Genomic DNA, 21,708 nt, shown 5'->3' with positions numbered 1-21,708 from the left:
AGGGTTGCGCTCGTTGCGGGACTTAACCCAACATCTCACGACACGAGCTGACGACAACCATGCACCACCTGTACACCGACCACAAGGGGGCGACCATCTCTGGCCGTTTCCGGTGTATGTCAAGCCTTGGTAAGGTTCTTCGCGTTGCATCGAATTAATCCGCATGCTCCGCCGCTTGTGCGGGCCCCCGTCAATTCCTTTGAGTTTTAGCCTTGCGGCCGTACTCCCCAGGCGGGGCGCTTAATGCGTTAGCTACGACACAGAAACCGTGGAAAGGTCCCTACATCTAGCGCCCAACGTTTACGGCATGGACTACCAGGGTATCTAATCCTGTTCGCTCCCCATGCTTTCGCTCCTCAGCGTCAGTTACGGCCCAGAGATCTGCCTTCGCCATCGGTGTTCCTCCTGATATCTGCGCATTCCACCGCTACACCAGGAATTCCAATCTCCCCTACCGCACTCTAGTCTGCCCGTACCCACTGCAAGCCCGAGGTTGAGCCTCGGGATTTCACAGCAGACGCGACAAACCGCCTACGAGCTCTTTACGCCCAATAATTCCGGACAACGCTTGCACCCTACGTATTACCGCGGCTGCTGGCACGTAGTTAGCCGGTGCTTTTTCTGCAGGTACCGTCACTTTCGCTTCTTCCCTACTAAAAGAGGTTTACAACCCGAAGGCCGTCATCCCTCACGCGGCGTTGCTGCATCAGGCTTTCGCCCATTGTGCAATATTCCCCACTGCTGCCTCCCGTAGGAGTCTGGGCCGTGTCTCAGTCCCAGTGTGGCCGGTCACCCTCTCAGGCCGGCTACCCGTCGTCGCCTTGGTGAGCCATTACCTCACCAACAAGCTGATAGGCCGCGAGTCCATCCCCAACCAAAAAATCTTTCCACCACCAGGCCATGCGACCAGTAGTCATATCCAGTATTAGACGTCGTTTCCAACGCTTATCCCAGAGTCAGGGGCAGGTTACTCACGTGTTACTCACCCGTTCGCCACTAATCACAGGAGCAAGCTCCTGATCATCGTTCGACTTGCATGTGTTAAGCACGCCGCCAGCGTTCGTCCTGAGCCAGGATCAAACTCTCCGTAAAAAATTACAACCAACACCGAAGTGCCAGCGAGTTGATCTTGACTGTTGACTGTCTACTGACAATCTTCAATCCAAAAGGAATTGCTTCATGACCCGACCGGAAAAACCGACCAGGCACGAGGTCAATAAAATTGGCATTGACAATGTGCACGCTGTTGAGTTCTCAAGGACCAGACGCACTCCCCACTCCACACCACCAGGATGCTTCGCCAGAGAGGCTGGCTCGTTGCCCGGGGAAGAACCGGAGCCAGACTGCATCTCCCGGAGTCGAACTCCGTCAGCGTCTCGGCCGATCCGTTCTCCGCCTCAGCGGCAACGAGTGATTACTCTACACAGCCTGCGAGGACCTGCCAACCGGGGTCCATCCCGGGCGTGTCGCCCACGCCTCCGCGGATCACGGCCAGCGCGCACGGGGCCGACCCCGGGACGGACGGAGGCCCGACACCGTGACGGTGTCGGGCCTCGAGGTCGGCGACGTCGCCGGTCAGTGCCGTCGCCGGTCAGTGCCGAGCGATCACGGGGTTGCGGAGCGATCCGATGCCGGAGATCGTGACCTCCACCACCTCGCCGTCGCGGATCGCGCCGACGCCCGCCGGGGTGCCGGTCAGGATGACGTCGCCCGGGAGCAGGGTCCAGATCGACGAGATGAACTCGATGAGCGTCGGGATGTCGTGCACCATCTCGTTCGTGGACGCGGCCTGACGGAGGTCGCCGTCGACGCGCGTCTCGATGCGGATGTCCGACGGGTCGATCTCGGTCTCGATCACCGGACCGAGCGGGCAGAACGTGTCGAAGCCCTTGGCGCGGGCCCACTGGCCGTCGCGCGCCTGCAGGTCACGGGCGGTCACGTCGTTCGCGATCGTGTACCCGAGGATGACGCTCGCGAAGTCCTCCTTCGCGACGTTCTTGGCGAGGGACCCGATCACGATGGCGAGCTCGCCCTCGTGGTCGACGCGGCCGATGTCGGCGGGTAGCCGGATCGGGTCCTCGGGACCGATGACCGACGTGTTCGGCTTGAGGAACACCACCGGGTCGTCGGCGGTGTGCTCTTCCATCTCCGAGACGTGCTCGGCGTAGTTGAGCCCGACGCCGATGACCTTCGACCGCGGGATGACCGGGGCGAGCAGCTTCGCGTCCGCGAGGGGCACCCGCTCCCCCGTCGTCTCGAAGCCCTGGTACATCGGGTCGCCGGCGAGCACCACCAGTGCGCGCTCGTCGAGGATGCCGTAACGGGGGTCCTCCCCCTCGGTGCTGAACCGTGCGATCTTCACGCGTCGACCCTACTCAGCACTCGTGGTGGTCGTCGGCTCCGTCAACCGGACCATCCACCCGTGCGGGTCGGGACGGCGTCCGTACTGGATGTCCGTCAGTTCCGTACGCAGCGACATCGTCAGTTGGCCGGCACCGGTGGTCGGCGAACCGATCGTGAAGCCGTCGCCACGGAGTTCCGCGATCGGCGTGACGACCGCCGCGGTGCCACACGCGAAGGCCTCGGTGATGGTGCCGTCCGCGACGCCGTCCCGCCACTCGCTGAGGCTGACCGGACGACGCTCGACCCGGAGGCCGCGGTCCACCGCGAGCTGCAGGATCGAGTCGCGCGTGATGCCCTCGAGGATGGAGTCCGAGTCGGGCGTGATCAGCGTGCCGTCGGCGCGGACGAGGACCACGTTCATGCCGCCGAGCTCCTCGAGGTACTCGCCCTTCTCGGAGTCGAGGAACATCACCTGCTGGCAGCCGTGCTCGTACGCCTCCTGCTGCGGGAGCAGGGACGCCGCGTAGTTGCCGCCGGTCTTGGCCGCACCGGTGCCGCCCCGGGCTGCGCGGGCGTACCGGGTCGACAGCCAGATCGACACCGGCTCCGGCCCCGAGGTGAAGTACGCCCCAGCTGGGCTCGCGATGCAGTGGTACTGGACCGCGTGGGCGGCGCGGACGCCGAGGAAGGCCTCGGTCGCGATCATGAACGGGCGGAGGTACAGGCTCGTCTCCGGGGCCGACGGCACCCAGGCCTCGTCCGCGCGGACCAGCTGCCGGACGGACTCGACGAAGACCGACTCGGGCAGTTCCGGGAGCGCGAGCCGTCGCGCCGAACGGGCGAACCGTCGCGCGTTCGCGTCCGGACGGAACGACCACACCGACCCGTCGGCGTGCCGGTACGCCTTCATGCCCTCGAAGATCTCCTGCGCGTAGTGCAGGACGCTCGCGCTCGGGTCGAGGGAGAGCGGTCCGTACGCGTGGACCGAGGCGCCGTGCCAGCCGTCGTTGATCGTCCACGAGACGGACGCCATGTGGTCGGTGAAGTGCTTGCCGAAGCCGGGGTCGGCGAGGATCTCCTCGCGTTCCGCCGCGGCACGACGCTCCGGGGACGGAGTGGTCGCGAAGTCCAGTGCGAAGTCGGCGCCGCTGCTGTCGCTGCCGTCGCTGGTGTCGTTGCTCATGGGATGGCTCCTGTCAGGCCGTGGTGGTGCGTGCGGTGACCGCGGCGACGATGGCGTCACCGATCTCGGCCGTCGACCGCTGTGTGGTGCCCCGGTCGGCGAGGTCGGCCTCGACCGCCTGCGTCACCGCCGCCGCGAGGTCCGGCCGGCCGATGTGGTCGAGCAGGAGGGCGACGGACAGGACGGCGGCGGTCGGGTCGGCCAGCTGCTGACCGGCGATGTCGGGCGCCGATCCGTGGACCGGCTCGAACATGCTCGGGAAGGTGCCGTCCGGGTTGATGTTCCCGGAGGCGGCGAGACCGATGCCGCCGCTGATCGCCCCGGCGAGGTCGGTGATGATGTCGCCGAAGAGGTTGTCCGTCACGATGACGTCGAACCGCGACGGCTCCCGCACCATGTGGATCATGACGGCGTCGACGTGCTGGTAGTCGACCGTGACGTCCGGGTGTTCCTGGCCCACAGCGGCGACGGTCCGCTGCCAGAGCGACCCGGCGTGCACGAGGACGTTGCTCTTGTGCACGAGGGTGAGGTGCTGCCGCGGTCGCCGCGAGGCCAGGTCGAACGCGTACCGCACCACGCGCTCCACGCCGTGTGCGGTGTTGAGCGAGACCTCGGTGGCGATCTCGTGCGGCGTCCCCACGCGGATCGCGCCGCCGTTGCCGACGTACGGGCCCTCGGTGCCTTCGCGGACGACGACGAAGTCCACGTCCCCGGGTGCGGCGAGCGGTGACGCGACGGCGTCGTGCACGGTCGTCGGCCGGAGGTTGACGTAGTGGTCGAACGCGAACCGCAGCTTCAGGAGCAGCCCGCGCTCGATGATCCCGCCGGCGAGCCGCGGGTCCCGCGGGTCACCGCCGACGGCTCCGAGGAGGATCGCGTCGTGCTCGGCGATCGCCGCCATGTCGTCCTCGGTGAGGACGTCCCCGGTCTCGAGGAAGCGACTCGCACCCAGCGAGAAGGCGGTCTCCTGCACGTCGAGCTCCGCACCGGCCACCGCGTGCAGGACCTTGAGGGCCTCGTCGACGACCTCGGGGCCGATGCCGTCCCCGCGGATGACCGCCAGCTTGAGCGTCTGCGACATGGGTCTCCTAGAGCGTGATGTCGATCTCGCGGAGCGACGCCGCGTCGATGGTGGAACGGACGTGCTCGAGCACCTCGTCCGGGACCGGCGAGTCGACGGTCAGCACGCTGAGCGCTTCCCCACCGGCCGACTGGCGGGCGATCTGCATGGCGGCGATGTTGATGCCCGCGTCGCCGAACTCCTTGCCGTACACCGCGACGATGCCCGGCCGGTCCGTGTAGGCCATGACCACGTGGTGCTTGTCGAGCGCGACCTCGACGTCGTAGCCGTTGATCTCGACGAGCTTCTCGACCTGCTTCGACCCGGTGAGCGTGCCGGAGACGCTGATCGCCGGACCGTCGGACTGCGCGCCGCGGATCGTGAGGAGGTTGCGGTACTCGGGGCTGTCGCCGTCGGTGATGAGCCGGACGGTGACGCCGCGCTGCTCCGCGATGAGCGGCGCGTTGACGTAGGAGACCTGGTCGCTGACGACGTCGGTGAACACGCCCTTGAGCGCGGCGAGCTTGAGCACGCTGACGTCGTACTCGGCGAGCTCGCCGTGCACCTCGACGTCGATGCTCGTGACCGGCGAGGTCGCCATCGCGGTGAAGACCTGGCCGAGCTTCTCGACGAGCGGGATGCCGGGCCGCACGTACGGGTCGATGACCCCGCCGGCGACGTTGACCGCGTCGGGCACGAGCTCGCCCCCGAGTGCCAGGCGGACCGACTTGGCGACGGCGACACCGGCCTTCTCCTGCGCCTCGTCGGTCGAGGCACCGAGGTGCGGCGTCACGACGACGTTCGGCAGGGAGACGAGCGGCGAGTCCTTCGGCGGTTCGGACACGAAGACGTCGAGCCCGGCACCGGCGATCGTGTTCGACGTCAGGGCGCGGTACAGCGCGTCCTCGTCGATGAGGCCGCCGCGGGCGACGTTGACGACGAACGCGGTCGGCTTCATGAGCGCGAACTGGTCGTCGGAGATCATGCCGACCGTCTCCGGGGTCTTCGGCATGTGGATCGTGGTGAAGTCGGCACGGCGGAGCAGGTCCTCGAGGGACACGAGCTCCACCCCGAGCTGCTGTGCACGAGCCGTCGTGACGTAGGGGTCGTACGCGATGACCGAGACGCCGAAGGCCTGGAGGCGCTGCGTGATGAGCGCGCCGATCCGACCGAGGCCGATGATGCCGACGGTCTTCTCGTACAGCTCGACGCCCGTGTAGGACGACCGCTTCCACGCGCCGGCGGCCAGCGACGCGTGCGCCGCCGGGATGTGGCGCGCGAGCGACAGGATGTGCCCGACGGTCAGCTCGGCAGCCGAGATGATGTTCGACGTCGGCGCGTTCACCACCATGACGCCGGCGGTCGTTGCCGCCTTGATGTCCACGTTGTCGAGCCCGACGCCGGCGCGGGCGATGACCTGCAGCTGCGGTGCCGCGGCGATCGCCTCGGCGTCGACCTTCGTCGCGGACCGGACGAGGATCGCGTGCGCGTCGGACAGCGCGGAGAGCAGGGCCGGACGGTCGGTGCCGTCGACGTTCCTGATCTCGAAGTCGGGCCCGAGGGCGTCGACGGTGGCGGGCGAGAGTTCTTCGGCGATCAGGACGACCGGCTTCGACACGACTGCTGTTCCTCACACGAGACGGGTGGTGTACCACCACCCTACCGACGCGGCGGGGTCGTTACGACGCCGTCACCGTCGCCGACCCGGACGGCCCGCCCGGCTCAGAAGTCGAGCAGGCGCGGGACGAAGAGCTGCAGGTCGAGCCAGAGCGCTCCGGCCGCCGCGAACGCGAGCAGGAACACCGCTGCCGTCACCGCGAGCGTCGACCGGCGGGTGACCCACAGCGCGACGACGAAGGCCAGCGGCGCGATCACGATGTCCAGGACGAGCCAGACCCACGGCACGGCGCGTCGGAGCGAGTCGCCTCCGGACGAGCTCGCGATGAACGCGTTGAACTCCTGCACCGAGCGCGACACGGTGACGAGGTTCCCGACGCTCTGCACGGTCATGTACGCCAGCAGCACGGCGAACACGGCCCAGATCGCGATCCGGCCGAGGAGTCCGGTGCGGGACCGTGCCGCGCGGCCCGCACGGCCGTCGACCGCCGTCACCCGAAGCTCCGCGTCATGAGGAACGGCCAGGGGAAGAGGACGACCGCGCCGAGGAGCATCCACAGCAGGCGGGTGCGGGTGCTCCGACCGCGGGCCGCCCAGAGCACCACCGTGAACCACAGCGCCGGGGCGACGATCGACAGGAAGCGCAGGACCTCGACGTAGCCGCTCAGCACCCGGTCGACGCCGGACACGTAGGTCGTCGAGGCGGTGAGCAGCCACGCCACGGTGTACAGCAGGTACAGCCCGCCGAACACGCCGAACCCGATGAGCGCCCCGGAGGTCTCGGGCGCGTCGGGGTCACGCTCGTCGCGCTCCCGGACGGCGATCGGGTTGTGCGCGGCGTCCACGTGCGTGGCGTCGTCCGCGTCACCCCACGACAGGGCGTCGTCGTCGTCGGGTTCGCGTGCCTCCGTCATGCCGTCGAGTCTACGAGGGTCGCCGCTCATGCCTGGGCTGGCTGGGTCTCGAGGACACCGGCCACGACGTCGCGGACGGCGGGGAACAGCGGGTGGCCCTCCATCAGTCCGGTGAGGATCTCGGTGAGGGCGTGCGCCGTCGCACCGGAGCGGAGCAGCGCGTGGAGTTCGTACGACTCCGGGTCGTCCTGGTCGTCGAACTCGAGCGCGACGCGGACGGCGCCGAGGAGGTGGTCCACGGGGAGGCCCCGCTCCGCGAGCTGCGCGGCCGGGCCGATGAACCGCTCGCGGCGACCGAGCTTGCGCAGCGGGTTCCGGCCGACGCGCAGCGTCGTGTCCGGCAGGAGCGGGTTCGCGATGCGCGTCAGGTTCGCCGCGACGTACCGCGCGTGTTCCTCCGGGTCGAAGCCGTGCTTCGCGACGAGCAGTGCGGTCGTCTCCGCGAGCACCCCGTCGACCTCGGCGCGCACGGCGGGGTCCTGGAGGGCCTCCCGGATCAGCCGGATGCCACGCACCCAGCCGTGGTAAGCGGCGGTCGCGTGTGCGGTGTTGACGGTGTAGAGCTTGCGCTCGACGAACGGCTGCAGGTCGTCCACCCAGGTCACGCCGTCGATGACGGGGTGCTCGGCGGCGGTCCCGGCGAAGGGCGTGCGCTCGATGACCCACTCGTAGAAGGGCTCGAGCACGACGTCGAGACCGCCGGACTGGCCGAGGACGCCGGACTGGTCCGGGACGATGCGGTCGATCGCACAGTTCGCGAAGACCGCGGCGATGTCGCGGTCCTCGAGGATCGGGGCACGGCGGATGCTCGCGTGCAGGGAGTCGGTGGCGTTGAACGCGTTCTCGCACGCGACGATCGTCACCTCGCCGCGGTCGAGCGGACGGGCCGCGAGGCCCTCCGCGATGAGCGGCGCCACGAGAGGCAGGGTGCGGGCCCCGACGGCGGTGGTGACGACGTCGGCCTCGGCGATCGCCCGGACCACGCGGTCGCGGTCCGTCTTGCTGTTCAGCGCGCGGAACCCGGCGACGGTGTGCTCGACCGGCATCTCGCCGACCTCGTGCACGACGAACCGGCCGGCCTCGTTCAGGGCGGCGACCACACGCTCGTCGACGTCGACGAAGGTCAGGTCGTAGCCGCTCGCCACGAGGAACTGGCCCACGAACCCGCGCCCGATCTTGCCGGCGCCGATGTGGACCGCTCGTCTCGTCACCGCCATCCGACGATCATCCCATGTCCGGCGGCGGGCCCGCGCCACGCCGTGGGCGCGACGACCGGCACGACGTCGGGCGTCGTCGCGCTGCGTCGACGTCCGGAGACGTCGGGGTTCTGGAGGAGATGCTGCATCGTGTCCGGGTCACATCGAGAGGCGGCGGTGCACTGCACCGCCGCCTCGCGGGTCGAGCTTGTCTCAGGCAGACTACCGCGCGGCGGAACCGTCGACGTAGTCGGAGTCCGCCTGCTTCCACGCGAAGAGCTTGCGGAGCTCGCGGCCGGTCGCCTCGACCGGGTGCCCCTCGCCCTTCTCGCGGAGGGCCTGGAACTCCGGGGCACCGGCGTCCTGGTCCTCGATGAAGCGCTTCGCGAAGGTGCCGTCCTGGATGTCGGCGAGGACCGCCTTCATGTTCTCCTTGACCTCGGGCGAGATCACGCGCGGGCCGGAGACGTAGTCGCCGAACTCGGCGGTGTCGGAGATCGACCAGCGCTGCTTGGTGAGGCCGCCCTCCCAGATGAGGTCGACGATGAGCTTGAGCTCGTGCAGGACCTCGAAGTAGGCGATCTGCGGCTGGTAGCCCGCCTCGACCAGGGTCTCGAAGCCGTACTGGATGAGCTGCGACGTGCCACCGCAGAGGACGGCCTGCTCACCGAACAGGTCGGTCTCGGTCTCCTCGGTGAACGTGGTCTTGATGCCGCCGGAGCGCAGACCGCCGATGGCCTTGGAGTAGGACCAGGCGAGGTCCCAGGCGCTGCCGGACGCGTCGACCTCGACCGCGACGATGACCGGGACACCACGGCCGGCCTCGTACTCGCGGCGGACGGTGTGCCCCGGGCCCTTCGGCGCGACGAGCGAGACGTCCACGCCCTCCGGCGCCTCGATGTAGCCGTAGCGGATGTTGAAGCCGTGACCGAAGACGAGCGTCGCACCCTGCTTGAGGTTCGGGGCGATGTCGTCCTTGTAGACGATCCGCTGCACCTGGTCCGGGGTGAGGATGACGACGACGTCGGCCCACGCGGTGGCGTCGGCCGGGGTCAGCACCTCGAAGCCGGCCTCTTCGGCCTTCTGGCGGCTCTTCGAGCCCTCCTTGAGGCCGATCTTGACCTCGACGCCGGAGTCGCGGAGGTTGAGGGCGTGGGCGTGGCCCTGCGACCCGTAGCCGATGACCGCGACCTTCTTGCCCTGGATGAGGCTGAGGTCGGCGTCGGCGTCGTACACGATGTCAGTCACGGTGCGTGATCTCCTTGGTTCGGTGGTCTCTGGCTGACCGGTGCTCAGCGCACCCGGTCGGTGATGCTCTTCGGTCCGCGGCCCATGCCGAGGAGGCCGGCGCGGGCCAGCTCCTTGATGCCGTAGGGCTCGAGGACGCGCAGGATCGCCTGGATCTTGCCGGGGTCACCGGTCACCTCGACGACGAGCGAGTCGGTGGCGACGTCGACGACCTGCGCCCGGAACAGCGTCACGGCGTCGAGCACCGCGGACCGGGTCTGGTTGTCGACACGCACCTTCACGAGCATGTGTTCGCGCTGCACCGACTGGGGGAAGTCGAGCTCCACGATCTTGATGACGTTGACGAGCTTGTTGAGCTGCTTCGTCACCTGCTCGAGCGGCAGGTCCTCGACGTCGACCACCACGGTGATGCGGCTCAGGCCGTCCACCTCGGTGCTGCCGACGGCGAGTGACTCGATGTTGAAGCCGCGTCGGGCGAACAGCCCGGCGACACGGGTCAGCAGACCCGGCTTGTCCTCCACGAGGAGGGACAGGACGTGGCTCATGCGGGCTCCCCCGTCATGTCGGCGTCCTCGTCGTCCCAGGTGGGCGCGAGTTCGCGGGCGTACTGGATGGAGGAGTTGCCGACACCCTGCGGGACCATCGGCCAGACCATCGAGTCGCGGCTGACCACGAAGTCGATGACGACCGGGCGGTCGTTGGTGTCGAGCGCGAGCTGGATCGCGGCGTCGATGTCCTCGGGACGCTCGACCCGGATGCCGAGGGCTCCGTAGGCGTCCGCGAGCTTGACGAAGTCCGGCACGCGGCGGGTGCCGTGCCCGGTCTGCAGGTCGGTGAACGAGTGCCGGCCGTCGTAGAACAACGTCTGCCACTGCCGCACCATGCCGAGCGACGAGTTGTTGATCACCGCGACCTTGATCGGGATGTCGTTGATGACGCAGGTCGCGAGCTCCTGGTTGGTCATCTGGAAGCAGCCGTCACCGTCGATCGCCCAGACCACTCGGTCCGGCTGGGCGACCTTGGCACCCATGGCTGCGGGGACGGAGTAGCCCATCGTGCCGGCGCCGCCGGAGTTGAGCCACGCGTTCGGGCGCTCGTACTGGATGAACTGTGCCGACCACATCTGGTGCTGCCCGACACCGGAGGCGAACACGCCCTCCGGTCCGGTCATCTCGCCGATGCGGCGGATGACGTGCTGCGGTGCGATGAGGCCGTCCTGCGGCTCGACGTACCCGAGCGGGAAGTCGGCACGGATCTTGTCGAGGTGCGCCCACCAGTCGGCCGTGGAGGCCCGCTCGGACTGGTCGACGGCGGCCCACGCCTCGAGCAGGTCCGCCAGCACGACCTTCGCGTCCCCGACGATCGGCACGTCGGCGAAGCGGATCTTCGAGATCTCGGCCGGGTCGATGTCGACGTGCACGACCTTGGCGTCCGGGGCGAACTCGTCGGCCTTCCCGGTCACACGGTCGTCGAAGCGGGCGCCGAGCGCGATGATGAGGTCGCTCTCCTGGAGCCCGAGGACCGCGGGCACGGTGCCGTGCATGCCCGGCATGCCGAGGTGCTGCGGGTGCGAGTCCGGGAACGCACCGCGCGCCATGAGCGTCGTGACCACCGGCGCGCCCGTCGCCTCGGCGAAGCGCAGGAGTTCCGGGGAGGCACCGGCACGGATGACTCCGCCGCCGACGTACAGGACCGGGCGGCTCGACTCGGCGAGCAGCTGCGCGGCGGCGGTGATCTGCTTGCCGTGTGCCTTCGTGACCGGACGGTAGCCCGGCAGGTCGATCTTCGGCGGCCAGATGTACGGCGCCGACATCTGCTGCGCGTCCTTGGTGATGTCCACGAGCACCGGGCCGGGCCGACCGGTCGTCGCGATCTGGTGCGCGGCGGCGATCGTGGCGGGGATGTCCTCGGGCTTCGTGACGAGGAACGAGTGCTTCGTGATCGGCATCGTGATCCCGACGATGTCGGCTTCCTGGAAGGCGTCCGTCCCCATCAGGGTCGAGAAGACCTGCCCGGTGATCGCGATGAACGGCACGGAGTCCATGTAGGCGTCGGCGATCGCGGTGACGAGGTTCGTCGCACCGGGGCCGGACGTCGCGATCGCGACGCCGACCTTGCCGGACGAGGACGCGTAGCCCTCGGCGGCGTGGCCGGCGCCCTGCTCGTGCCGGACCAGGATGTGGCGGATGGTCGTCGACGCCATGAGCTCGTCGTAGAACGGGATGATGGCGCCGCCGGGCAGGCCGAAGACGTCGGTGATCCCGAGGTGCTCGAGCGTCCGGAGGACGGCTCCCGAGCCGGTCAGGACCTCTGGTGAGCGACGTGCTCCGGCAGCGGACAGCGGTGTGGCTTCCGTGGGCATGAACGGTTCCTTGCCTGGAGGGATGGCGATGTGTCGGGTGTCGACGTCAGCCCGTGACCGCGCCGAGGGCGGCGGACTGGACGAGCTTGGCGTACTTCGCGAGGACTCCGCGGGTGTAGCGCGGGGGCAACGGTTCCCAGCCTGCTCGGCGGGATTCCAGCTCGGCGTCGTCGACCAGTAGGTCGAGCGAGCGAGCCGCGATGTCGACACGGATGCGGTCGCCATCGCGCACGAAGGCCACTGGACCTGCGTCCACGGCTTCCGGTGCGATGTGGCCGATGCAGAGGCCGGTTGTGCCGCCTGAGAATCGACCGTCCGTCAACAGTAGTACATCCTTGCCGAGGCCGGCGCCCTTGATGGCCGCCGTGATGGCCAGCATCTCGCGCATGCCCGGTCCGCCCTTGGGGCCCTCGTAGCGGATGACCACGACGTCGCCCTTCTGGATGCGGCCCTCGGTGAGGGCGTCCATCGCGGCACGCTCGCGGTCGAACACCCGCGCGGGCCCCTCGAACACGGAGGCGTCGAAGCCGGCCGTCTTGACGACGGCACCCTCCGGTGCGAACGAACCCTGCAGGATCGTCAGGCCACCGGTCGCGTGGATCGGGTTGTCGATCTTCCGGAAGACCTCGCCATCGAGCTCGGGCGGGTCGATCGCCGCCAGGTTCTCGGCGACCGTCTTGCCCGTGACGGTCATGCAGTCGCCGTGCAGCAGGCCGGCCTCGAGCAGGGCCTTCATGATCACCGGGATGCCGCCGTTGCGGTCGACGTCGACCATGACGTACTTGCCGAAGGGCTTCATGTCGGCGAGGTGCGGGACCTTCGAGCCGATGCGGTTGAAGTCGTCGAGGGTGAGCTCGACCTCGGCCTCGTGGGCGATCGCGAGGAGGTGCAGCACGGCGTTCGTCGACCCACCGAGGGCCATGAGCACGGTGATGGCGTTCTCGAAGGCCTCGCGCGTCAGGATCTGCCGGGCGGTCAGTCCCAGACGGAGCATGTTCACGACGGCTTCGCCCGAGCGGTGCGCGTAGTAGTCGCGGCGGCGGTCGGCACTCGGCGGCGCGGCGGAGCCGGGGAGCGACATGCCGAGCGCCTCGGCCAGGCTCGCCATCGTGTTCGCGGTGTACATGCCACCGCAGGCGCCCTCACCGGGGACGATCGCGCACTCGATCTCCTTGAGCTCTTCCTCGGTCATCGTGCCGGCCTTGCACGCACCGACACCCTCGAAGGAGTCGATGATCGTGACTTCCTTCATCGACCCGTCGGCCTGCTTGACGTAGCCCGGCATGACCGACCCGGCGTAGAGGAACACGCTCGCCAGGTCGAGGCGCGCGGCGGCCATGAGCATGCCCGGCAGGGACTTGTCGCAGCCGGCGAGCAGGACGGTGCCGTCCAGGCGCTCCGCGCTGACGACCGTCTCGACGCTGTCGGCGATGACCTCACGCGACACGAGCGAGAAGTGCATGCCCTCGTGGCCCATCGAGATGCCGTCCGACACGGAGATGGTGCCGAACTGCAGCGGGTACCCGCCGCCGCCGTGGACGCCTTCCTTGGCGCCCTGGGCGAGGCGGTCGAGGGAGAGGTTGCAGGGGGTGATCTCGTTCCAGGACGAGGCGATGCCGATCTGCGGCTTCTCCCAGTCCTCGTCGCCCATCCCGACGGCCCGCAGCATGCCACGCGAAGTGGTTGCTTCGATCCCGTCGGTGACGACCCTGCTGCGCGGCTTCACGTCGATGTCAGGCATGTCCAGAGTCTAGGACCGTTTGGGATACCAGTGGCGCAACACCATGCGTCTGCATCGTGTTGCGCCCTCGGTCAGCGCGTGGCCCGGAGTCGTCCGAGCTGCTTGAGCACGTCGGTCAGGGCTGTCGGATCGGCGACACGGTGGGCGGCCAGGGTGTCCCCCTCCCCCACTTTCACGCCGACGTCGCCGTCGCGGAGCACCCGGAAGCCGTCCTCGTCGGTGACGTCGTCGCCGGCGAAGAACACCGCGTCCGCTCCTCGGAGCTCCCGGAGGCGGTCGATCGCGTCGCCCTTCGTGACGTGGCGGACCGCGAACTCGAGGATGTCCTTGCCCCCGCGCTCGAGCACGCCGGGGTCGGCGTCGTGCGCGGCACGGCTCGCCTCGGCGTTCGTCGCGGCGGCCTCCTCCGCGCTCACCCGCCGGGTGTGCACGCCGTGGCCCGCCGGCTTGTGCTCGATGACGACGCCGGGGTGGCGGGCACCGACCGCGTCGAGTGCCGCGCCGATCCGGGCGACCCTGGCGGTCTCTTCTTCGGTCAGCGCGGCCTCGTCGTGGCCGTCGACACGCCACTCGACGCCGTGCGAGCCGATCAGCGCCATGGTCTCCGGCGCGTGGGACACCGCTGCCAGGCTGCCGAGCGGCCGTCCGGACACGAGCACGACCTCCGTGTCCCGCGCGCGCTGCAGGGTGAGGACGGCGGCCCAACTGCCGGGCAGCGCACCCACCCGTGCGGGGTCGTCGGCGAAGGGCGCGAGCGTGCCGTCGAAGTCGAGCGCCACGAGCAGTCGCGGCGCAGCCGCGAGCGTCTCGAGCGCCTGGGCGAGACCGGTCTCCGTCGTCCGGTCAGGCATCGCGGTCCTCCCGGGTGTCCTCGGCGGCGCGCGCGGTCTGGGCGTCCTGGTCGAAGATCGACGTGCCGTCGGTCGGTGCCTCGCGGTGCGGCTCCCCCTGGCCGGCCGCGTCCGGGTCGATCTGGGCGCTCTTCGGCGCGTGGCGGTCGAGCGCTTCGAGGAAGGAGCGGGACCACCGCGCCACGTCGTTGTCCCGCACGCGCTTGCGCAGAGCCCGCATGCGCGTCGAGCGCTCCCGTCGGGGCATCTCGATCGCACGCTGGATGGAGTCCTTCAGCGCCCCGATGTCGTGCGGGTTGACGATGACGGCCTGCTTGAGCTCGTCGGCGGCACCGGCGAACTCGGAGAGGATGAGCACGCCGTCGTTGTCGAAGCGACTCGCGACGTACTCCTTCGCGACGAGGTTCATGCCGTCGCGGAGCGCCGTGACGAGCATGATGTCGGCGGCGAGGTAGAGCGCCACCATCTCCTCGCGGGGGTAGCCGTGGTGCAGGTACGAGATCGGCTGGTGGCCGATGACGCCGAGGTCGCCGTTGATGCGTCCCACGGTGAGCTCGATCTCGTCGCGGAGCATCCGGTAGGTGTCGACGCGCTCCCGGCTCGGGCTGGCGACCTGGATGAGCGCGGCGTCCTCCACCGCGAGGCGGCCGTCCTCGACGAGCTCGCCGAACGCCTTGATGCGGTGGCGGATGCCCTTCGTGTAGTCGAGCCGGTCGACGCCGAGCAGGACGGTCGTGGGGTTGCCGAGACCGTCGCGGATCTCCTTCGCGCGCTGCTGCACCTCGGGACGGCGGGCGATCTCCTCGAAGCTCTCGGCGTCGATCGAGATCGGGAAGTGCCGGGCCTCGACGTGCCGCACGGTGACGCCCTTGCGGCTCCGCGGTGCCTGCGGGTCGTCCACCGGGACGTCGACGATCGAGCCCTTCGTCGTGTAGCCCTTGATGTGCCGCACCGCACGGAGGAAGTCGCTCGCGTCGTCCTGCCGCTGGAACCCGATGACGTCCGCACCGAGCAGGCCGTCCAGGATCTGCGCGCGCCAGGGCAGCTGGGCGTAGATGCCGACCGGCGGGAACGGGATGTGGTTGAAGAACCCGATCGTCAGGTCGGGACGCAGGGTGCGCAGGAGCGCCGGCACGAGCTGCAGCTGGTAGTCCTGCACCCAGACGATGCCGTCCTGCTCGGCGATCTCGGCGACCTGCTCCGCGAAGCGCTGGTTCACACGCTTGTACGCGTTCCACCAGTCGCGGTGGTAGCTCGGGTGCTCGATGACGTCGTGGTACAGGGGCCACAGTGTGTCGTTGCTGAAGCCCTCGTAGTACTCCTGCACGTCGTCTGCGCTGAGCGGGACCGGGACGATGTGGATGCCCTCGTTGTCGAACGGCTCGACCGTGACGTCCGGCTGGCCGACCCACCCCACCCAGGCCCCGTCGTTCTGGCGCATCACCGGCTCGAGCGCCGTGACCAGGCCGCCGGGAGAGTGCCGCCAGCCCTCCGAACCGTCCTCCTCGACCACCCGGTCGACGGGCAGTCGGTTCGAGGCGACGATGAATGCGTACCGGGTGCTGTCCGTGCGGTCTGCGGGCATGGGTGGCGGGTGCTCCGTTCCTGCCCGGCGGCCTGCCGGGGCGTCGACCCCGAAACTACCAGCGACCGGTCGACCGGGCTGAGCGGATGTTCACGGACGGGCACCGGAGCGCCCAGACCGTCGGGTGCCACCGGACCGCCTCACTAGGCTCGCCCCATGGTGAGCACGCGCTGCTGGCAGGACGGGTCGCCGGCGGAGCAGGACTTCCCGGTCGGACACGTGTCGGAACTGGTCGCCCGCGACGGCGCCTTCGTCTGGGTCGACTTCACGGATCCGACACCGGCCGACCTCGAGCAGGTCGAGGGCGAGCTCGGTATCCACGCCCTCGCCGTCGAGGACGCCGTGGAGCGCGGGCAACGCCCGAAGCTCGACCGGTACCGGGACAGCCTGTTCCTCGTCGTCTACGACGCGCACGGCCCCGGCGAGGACGGTGGACTCGTCACCCACGAGGTGAAGGCGTTCGTCACCTCCCACGCGCTCGTGACGATCCACGGCACCGACTTCGACACCTCCGCGGTCCAGCGCCGGTGGGACGCCAACAGCGACCTCGCCGACCACGGGGTCCCGTGGCTGCTGTGGGGCCTGCTCGACACGGTCGTCGACCACGCCACGAGCGTCCTCGAGACGATCGAGCGGGACATCGACGCGCTCGAGGACGACCTGTTCGAGAACGGGGACCCGCGCGAGCAGCAGATCCAGCGGCGCTCGTTCCGGCTCCGGAAGGCGCTCGGCGTGCTGCGCCGGCTCGTCGTCCCCACCCGGGACAGCGTGGGGTCGCTGCTGCACGGTGACGCCGAGACGATCGTCGACGGGGTCCGCCCGTACTTCCGCGATGTGGAGGACCACCTCGTGTCGATCGCGGACACCGTCGAGCAGCAGCGCGAAGCGGTCTCCAGCGTCCTGGAGACGAACCTGAACCTGGCGTCGAACCGGCAGAACACCGTCATGAAGAAGGTGACGAGCTGGGCGGCGATCATCGCCATCCCGACCGGCATCACGAGCTTCTTCGGGCAGAACGTGAAGTTCCCCGGCGAGGGCGAGTGGAGCGGGCTGTGGGCGTCGCTCGCGCTCACCGTGGTGACGTCGCTGGTCCTCTACCGGTCGTTCAAGCACCGCGACTGGCTCTGAGCGCCGGCACCGCGAGCGCGCCGGGCACGACGGATCAGATCTGCAGCGCCAGCACGCCCGCGACGACGGTGAGCGGCGCGACCACGCACCCGAGGGCGATGTAGCGCCCCCACGACAGGTGGATGCCCTCGGCCGTGAGCCGCGCGTGCCACAGCAGCGTCGCGAGCGAGGCCCACGGCGTGATGAGACACCCGGCGTTCACGCCGACGAGCAGCGCCGCGTACCGCAGGGCCTCGTGCCCCGCGGCCGGTTCGAGCACCAGGTAGGCGGGCAGGTTGTCGATCGCGTTCGCCGCGACGGCCCCTGCCCCGCCGAGGAGCAGCAGCGGACCGGTCCCGGTGCCCCCGCCGACCGCCTGGACGATCGGGTCGGTGACCCCGGTGGCGTGCAGGGTCTCGACGACGACGAAGAGCCCGGCGGCGAACACGAGCGTGGACCAGGGCACGCGGGACGGCTTGAGCTCCGAGGGTGCCCGCCACGCCGCGACCCCGATGAGCACGAGCGCCGCGAGGACGGCGGCGACCCAGACCTCGACCCCCGCGGTCAGGGCCACGACCAGGGCGACGAGGACGACGGACGCCGCCCAGGAGAAGACCGGATCGGACGCCTTCCGCAGCCCGACCGGCGTGTAGCGCCCGAACAGCGAGCGACGGAACACCACGAGCAGCACCGCGCAGGGCACGACGACCCCGGCGAGCGCCGCCCACACCATCAACCCGGCGAACGGCAGCGGCCCGTCGAGTCCGATGCCGTCCACCGCGAGCAGGTTCGTCAGGTTCGACACCGGCAGCAGCAGCGATGCCGTGTTCGCGAGCCAGACGGTGGTGAGGGCGAAGGGCATCGGCGGCAGCCCGACCCGGCGCGCGAGCGTGATGACGATCGGTGTCAACAGGACCGCGGTGGTGTCGATCGACAGGAACACCGTGCACACCACGGCGAGCACGACGACCGCGGCCCACAGGCCGATCGTCCGTCCGCCGCCGGCCCGCGCGGCGAGGTCGGCGAGCCGGTCGAAGACGCCCGCGTCCGCGGCGAGCTCGGAGACGATCGTCAGCCCGAGGACGAAGCCGAGCACCGGCAGGACCCGCTCCGCGAGCGCCGCGAGTTCGGGCAGCGGCAGCAACCCGAGTGCGACGCACACCGCCCCGACGGCGAGCAGGACGGCTCCGATGACGGCTTGGCGCACTATGCGACTCCTTGCTGGGATGGCCGGCGGTCCCTGTGCGCCCGGCGGCGCTCCAATGTACCGCCCGGTAACGTGGGCCGGACGACGACAGGAGGAACCCGTGCGGAAGTTCATGTTCAGCGGTGCGGTGTGGGGCTCGCTCATCAGCGGCTACAGCGTGCTGCAGACGACCAGGCGTGGACCGCGTGACTGGCGGCTCGCCCTGACCTGGGTGGCCTGGCTCTCGACCACGATCGTGGCGGTCGGCACGGTCGTCGAGGACGACCGTGCGGTGAAGGCGAAGCAGCGCGCCGCGCGCTGACGGCACCACACGACTGACAGGAGGCCCGCTACCAGCTGGTAGCGGGCCTCCCGTCCGTCATGGGGCAGCTGGTCAGCGCCGCTCGGGCGGGACGTCCTCGGCGCGGATGCCCGAGGTCTGGATCGGACCGGTGAACAGGGCGGAGCGTTCGTCGCCCTCACCGAACAGCTGGGAGTCGTTCTCGCGCCGCGGCCGGCGCGGTGCCGCGCGCTCCTGCACCGGGTCGGTGAGCTGGACGCGCTGCAGCGGGAGTGCCTCCGGGTGCTGGCGCTGCATCCACTCCACCATCTCCTCGCGGACGTAGCACCGGAGGTCGAACAGGCTGCCGGCATCGGGCGCGGTGACGAGGATACGGACGCGCACCAATCCCCCGACGGCGTCCGTGACCTGCAGCACCTTGGTGCGGCCGTCCCAGATCGTGCTCGTCTCGAGGATGCGGTCCAGCTCGTCGCGCATCTCTGACGGGCTCACCCGCCAGTCGAGGTCGAACTCGACCGCGCCGAGCAGCTCGCTGCCCGTGCGTGTCCAGTTCTCGAACGGGGTGCTCGTGAAGTAGGTCGAGGGCAGCACGAACCGCCGGTCGTCCCACAGGTGCACGACCACGTAGGTGAGGGTGATCTCCTCGATCCGGCCCCACTGCGTCTCCACCACGACGACGTCGTCGACCCGGATCGAACCGGAGAACGCGAGCTGCATCCCTGCGAACACGTTGCCGAGCATCGTCTGCGCGGCGAGACCGGCGATCACCGAGAGGAGCCCGGCACTCGCCAGGACGCTCGCGCCGGCGGCCTCCACCCCGGGGAAGGTGAGCAGGATCGCACCGACGGCGATGATGACGAGGACGGCGACGGTGAGTCGCCGGATGATGAGCACCTGCGTGCGCACCCGGCGGGCGACCCGGTTGTCGGGGACGTCCACGCGGTACTTGTGCAGCCCGAGGCTCTCGAGGAAGATCGCGAGCTCGCAGGCCAACCAGCACCCGACGCCGATCATCGCGATGAGGAAGACGTGCGACACCTCGTCCCGCCACGGGAACCGTTCGGCGTCGCGCGGGATGCTCGTGCTGAACGCCGTCCAGAGCATGGCGAGGAGCAGTGTGGTGCGGGTCGGGTGCTTCGTGCGCCGGGAGAGCGCGGCAGCCCAGCGTTCCCGCCGACCGAGCGCCCGGAAGACCAGGTGCAGGACGAGTGACGCGACGGCCGTGACGAGCAGGGCGATCCCGATCGCGACGAGGAGTCGGAGGAAGATGTCCATCCGTCCATCGTGGTGGGTCCCGCGTCACTCGTCGTCCAGGCGGCGGCCAGGGAGCGGGCCGCGGGAAGGCCATCGGGCGCGGTCGGACGGCGTGCGGACGCCGTCGGTCGGCCGGGTCGGACGTGCGGCGGTAGCGTGTCGGCCATGACAGCGAAGAACGACACGGGGGTCGACCGCGCTCCGGCGAACGACTTCTCGCACGAGCAGGAGGGCTACCAGCACGGGCTGAAGCCCCGGCAACTGCAGATGATCGCCATCGGTGGCGCGATCGGGACGGGCCTGTTCCTCGGTGCCGGTGGCCGGCTCCACACCGCCGGTCCCGCCCTCGCGGTGACGTACCTGATCGCGGGCGTGTTCGCCTTCTTCATCCTCCGGGCACTCGGGGAGCTCGTGCTGCACCGGCCCTCCTCCGGGTCGTTCATCTCGTACGCCCGCGAGTTCTACGGCGAGAAGTTCGCCTACGCCGCGGGGTGGATGTACTTCCTCAACTGGGCCATGACGTCGATCGTGGACACGACGGCCGTCGCGGTCTACCTGAAGTACTGGTCGGCGTTCACCGCGGCCCCGCAGTGGCTCCTCGCACTCATCGCCCTGGTCGTCGTCCTGGCCGCGAACATGGTCGCGGTGAAGGTGTTCGGTGAACTCGAGTTCTGGTTCGCGCTCATCAAGGTCGCCGCGCTCGTCGCGTTCCTGGTCGTCGCGATCGTCTGGCTCGTCTTCGCGTTCCCGGTGGAGACCGGCGGCGAGGCGGTCCGGACCGGCTTCTCGATCTGGGGCGACAACGGCGGGCTCCTGCCGAACGGCGTCCTGCCGGCCGTCCTCGTCATCCAGGGCGTCGTGTTCGCCTACGCCGCGATCGAGCTCGTCGGCACCGCGTCGGGCGAGACCCAGGACACCGAGAAGGTCATCCCGCGCGCGATCAACTCCGTCGTCTTCCGCATCGCGGTGTTCTACGTCGGCTCGATCGTCCTCCTGTCGATCCTGCTGCCGTACACGGCGTACAAGGAGGGCGAGAGCCCCTTCGTCACGTTCTTTTCGTCGATCGGGAACCCGCAGGTGGGGGTCGTCGTCGGGTCGATCATGAACTTCGTCGTGCTCACCGCGGCGCTGTCGTCCCTGAACGCCGGGCTGTACTCGACCGGCCGCGCCCTGCACTCGATGGGCATGAACGGCTCGGCGCCGAAGTGGACCACGAAGATGTCGAAGGGCGGCGTGCCGTACGCCGGCATCCTGCTCACCGCGGCCTTCACCGTCGCCGGTGTCGTGCTGAACTACTTCGTGCCCGGACAGGCGTTCGAGATCGCCCTGAACATCGCCAGCCTCGGCATCATCACGGCGTGGGGCACGATCATCCTCTGCCAGATGAAGCTGCGGCAGTGGGCCAAGCAGGGGCTGGCGAAGGAACCGACGTTCCGGCTGCCCGGGGCTCCCGTCACGAGCTGGCTGACGCTGGCGTTCCTCGCGTCGGTGATCGTCCTCATGGCGATCGACTACCCGGTCGGGACGTACACGATCGCCTCGCTGGTCGTCGTCATCCCGCTGCTGGTCGTCGGTTGGTTCCTGCAGCGTGACCGGATCCTCCGCATCGCCTCGCTGCGCCAGGGCGTCACCGGTCCGTACCCGATCACCGGCCGCGACCCGGCCGCGCAGGTGCGGCGGTCCACCGAGCACATGGACGGCGACGGCCGCAGCTGACCCCCCGACGTGGCACGGGTCCGGCACCCGCCGGTACGATCAGC

Annotated in this window: 18 protein-coding genes and 1 rRNA gene; 3 read left to right on the top strand and 16 right to left on the bottom strand. The window is 69.4% G+C overall.

The window, feature by feature from the left end; all coding sequences use genetic code 11:
* From DEJ32_RS06020 to otsA, 14 genes are all read right to left on the bottom strand, one after another.
* Positions 1 to 1,092: ribosomal RNA gene (locus tag DEJ32_RS06020) — 16S ribosomal RNA — on the bottom strand; the annotation flags it as partial.
* A gap of 499 nt (positions 1,093 to 1,591) precedes the next feature.
* The gene (locus tag DEJ32_RS06015; protein ID WP_110824457.1) at positions 1,592 to 2,362 is read right to left on the bottom strand and encodes a fumarylacetoacetate hydrolase family protein; all 771 of its coding nucleotides are present in this window, start codon (positions 2,360 to 2,362) and stop codon (positions 1,592 to 1,594) included.
* 9 nt (positions 2,363 to 2,371) lie between these two features.
* Complete coding sequence (locus DEJ32_RS06010) at positions 2,372 to 3,526, bottom strand: branched-chain amino acid aminotransferase (RefSeq protein WP_110900619.1); 1,155 nt, start codon at positions 3,524 to 3,526, stop codon at positions 2,372 to 2,374.
* 13 nt (positions 3,527 to 3,539) lie between these two features.
* Positions 3,540 to 4,607, bottom strand: a complete 1,068-nt coding sequence (locus tag DEJ32_RS06005) for a 3-isopropylmalate dehydrogenase (RefSeq protein ID WP_110900618.1) — start codon at positions 4,605 to 4,607, stop codon at positions 3,540 to 3,542.
* Between the two features lie 7 nt (positions 4,608 to 4,614).
* A complete protein-coding gene (serA, locus tag DEJ32_RS06000) occupies positions 4,615 to 6,204 on the bottom strand; it encodes a phosphoglycerate dehydrogenase (protein WP_110824460.1) in 1,590 nt (529 codons plus the stop codon).
* A gap of 104 nt (positions 6,205 to 6,308) precedes the next feature.
* The gene (locus DEJ32_RS05995; protein ID WP_110889892.1) at positions 6,309 to 6,698 is read right to left on the bottom strand and encodes a hypothetical protein; all 390 of its coding nucleotides are present in this window, start codon (positions 6,696 to 6,698) and stop codon (positions 6,309 to 6,311) included.
* Positions 6,695 to 7,117 (bottom strand): hypothetical protein, encoded by a 423-nt coding sequence (locus DEJ32_RS05990; protein ID WP_110824462.1) that lies wholly within the window; start codon positions 7,115 to 7,117, stop codon positions 6,695 to 6,697. Before DEJ32_RS05990 ends, DEJ32_RS05995 begins: the two co-directional genes overlap by 4 nt.
* A 26-nt stretch (positions 7,118 to 7,143) precedes the next feature.
* Entirely contained in the window at positions 7,144 to 8,334 is a 1,191-nt protein-coding gene (locus tag DEJ32_RS05985) for a mannitol-1-phosphate 5-dehydrogenase (protein ID WP_110824463.1), read from the bottom strand.
* A 201-nt stretch (positions 8,335 to 8,535) separates the two neighbouring features.
* Positions 8,536 to 9,561 carry a ketol-acid reductoisomerase gene (gene ilvC / locus DEJ32_RS05980; RefSeq protein ID WP_110824464.1) on the bottom strand — a complete coding sequence of 342 codons (1,026 nt, stop codon included), beginning with the start codon at positions 9,559 to 9,561 and terminating at the stop codon, positions 8,536 to 8,538.
* A gap of 44 nt (positions 9,562 to 9,605) precedes the next feature.
* Complete coding sequence (gene ilvN / locus DEJ32_RS05975) at positions 9,606 to 10,106, bottom strand: acetolactate synthase small subunit (protein WP_110824465.1); 501 nt, start codon at positions 10,104 to 10,106, stop codon at positions 9,606 to 9,608.
* On the bottom strand, positions 10,103 to 11,923 hold the full coding sequence (locus DEJ32_RS05970; protein WP_110824466.1) for an acetolactate synthase large subunit: 1,821 nt from the start codon (positions 11,921 to 11,923) through the stop codon (positions 10,103 to 10,105). The genes ilvN and DEJ32_RS05970 overlap by 4 nt, the downstream gene beginning before the upstream one ends.
* Before the next feature lie 46 nt (positions 11,924 to 11,969).
* Positions 11,970 to 13,664, bottom strand: a complete 1,695-nt coding sequence (gene ilvD / locus DEJ32_RS05965; protein ID WP_110824467.1) for a dihydroxy-acid dehydratase — start codon at positions 13,662 to 13,664, stop codon at positions 11,970 to 11,972.
* 71 nt (positions 13,665 to 13,735) lie between these two features.
* Positions 13,736 to 14,515 (bottom strand): trehalose-phosphatase, encoded by a 780-nt coding sequence (otsB, locus tag DEJ32_RS05960; RefSeq protein ID WP_110900617.1) that lies wholly within the window; start codon positions 14,513 to 14,515, stop codon positions 13,736 to 13,738.
* Positions 14,508 to 16,100, bottom strand: coding sequence for an alpha,alpha-trehalose-phosphate synthase (UDP-forming) (gene otsA, locus DEJ32_RS05955; RefSeq protein ID WP_110900616.1), 1,593 nt, complete (start codon positions 16,098 to 16,100; stop codon positions 14,508 to 14,510). Before otsA ends, otsB begins: the two co-directional genes overlap by 8 nt.
* Before the next feature lie 156 nt (positions 16,101 to 16,256).
* Here otsA and DEJ32_RS05950 point away from each other — a divergent pair, with 156 nt between their 5' ends.
* The gene (locus DEJ32_RS05950; protein ID WP_110900615.1) at positions 16,257 to 17,228 is read left to right on the top strand and encodes a magnesium transporter CorA family protein; all 972 of its coding nucleotides are present in this window, start codon (positions 16,257 to 16,259) and stop codon (positions 17,226 to 17,228) included.
* Positions 17,229 to 17,262: 34 nt separating this feature from the next.
* Here the strand turns inward: DEJ32_RS05950 and DEJ32_RS05945 are convergent, their stop codons facing one another.
* Complete coding sequence (locus DEJ32_RS05945) at positions 17,263 to 18,414, bottom strand: SLC13 family permease (protein ID WP_110900614.1); 1,152 nt, start codon at positions 18,412 to 18,414, stop codon at positions 17,263 to 17,265.
* Positions 18,415 to 18,514: 100 nt separating this feature from the next.
* Here DEJ32_RS05945 and DEJ32_RS05940 point away from each other — a divergent pair, with 100 nt between their 5' ends.
* Positions 18,515 to 18,715, top strand: a complete 201-nt coding sequence (locus DEJ32_RS05940; RefSeq protein ID WP_110824472.1) for a hypothetical protein — start codon at positions 18,515 to 18,517, stop codon at positions 18,713 to 18,715.
* Between the two features lie 72 nt (positions 18,716 to 18,787).
* Here the strand turns inward: DEJ32_RS05940 and DEJ32_RS05935 are convergent, their stop codons facing one another.
* A complete protein-coding gene (locus tag DEJ32_RS05935) occupies positions 18,788 to 19,969 on the bottom strand; it encodes a mechanosensitive ion channel family protein (protein WP_110900613.1) in 1,182 nt (393 codons plus the stop codon).
* A gap of 144 nt (positions 19,970 to 20,113) precedes the next feature.
* On the opposite strand from DEJ32_RS05935, the gene DEJ32_RS05930 reads away from it, so the two are divergent.
* Positions 20,114 to 21,664 carry an amino acid permease gene (locus tag DEJ32_RS05930; RefSeq protein WP_110900612.1) on the top strand — a complete coding sequence of 517 codons (1,551 nt, stop codon included), beginning with the start codon at positions 20,114 to 20,116 and terminating at the stop codon, positions 21,662 to 21,664.
* The last annotated feature ends 44 nt before the right edge of the window (positions 21,665 to 21,708 follow it).

This window comes from Curtobacterium sp. MCPF17_046 (assembly GCF_003224295.1).
GTDB lineage: Bacteria > Actinomycetota > Actinomycetes > Actinomycetales > Microbacteriaceae > Curtobacterium.
The sequence above is the reverse complement of the archived record's forward strand: the minus strand, read 5'-3'. Positions and strand labels throughout refer to the sequence as shown.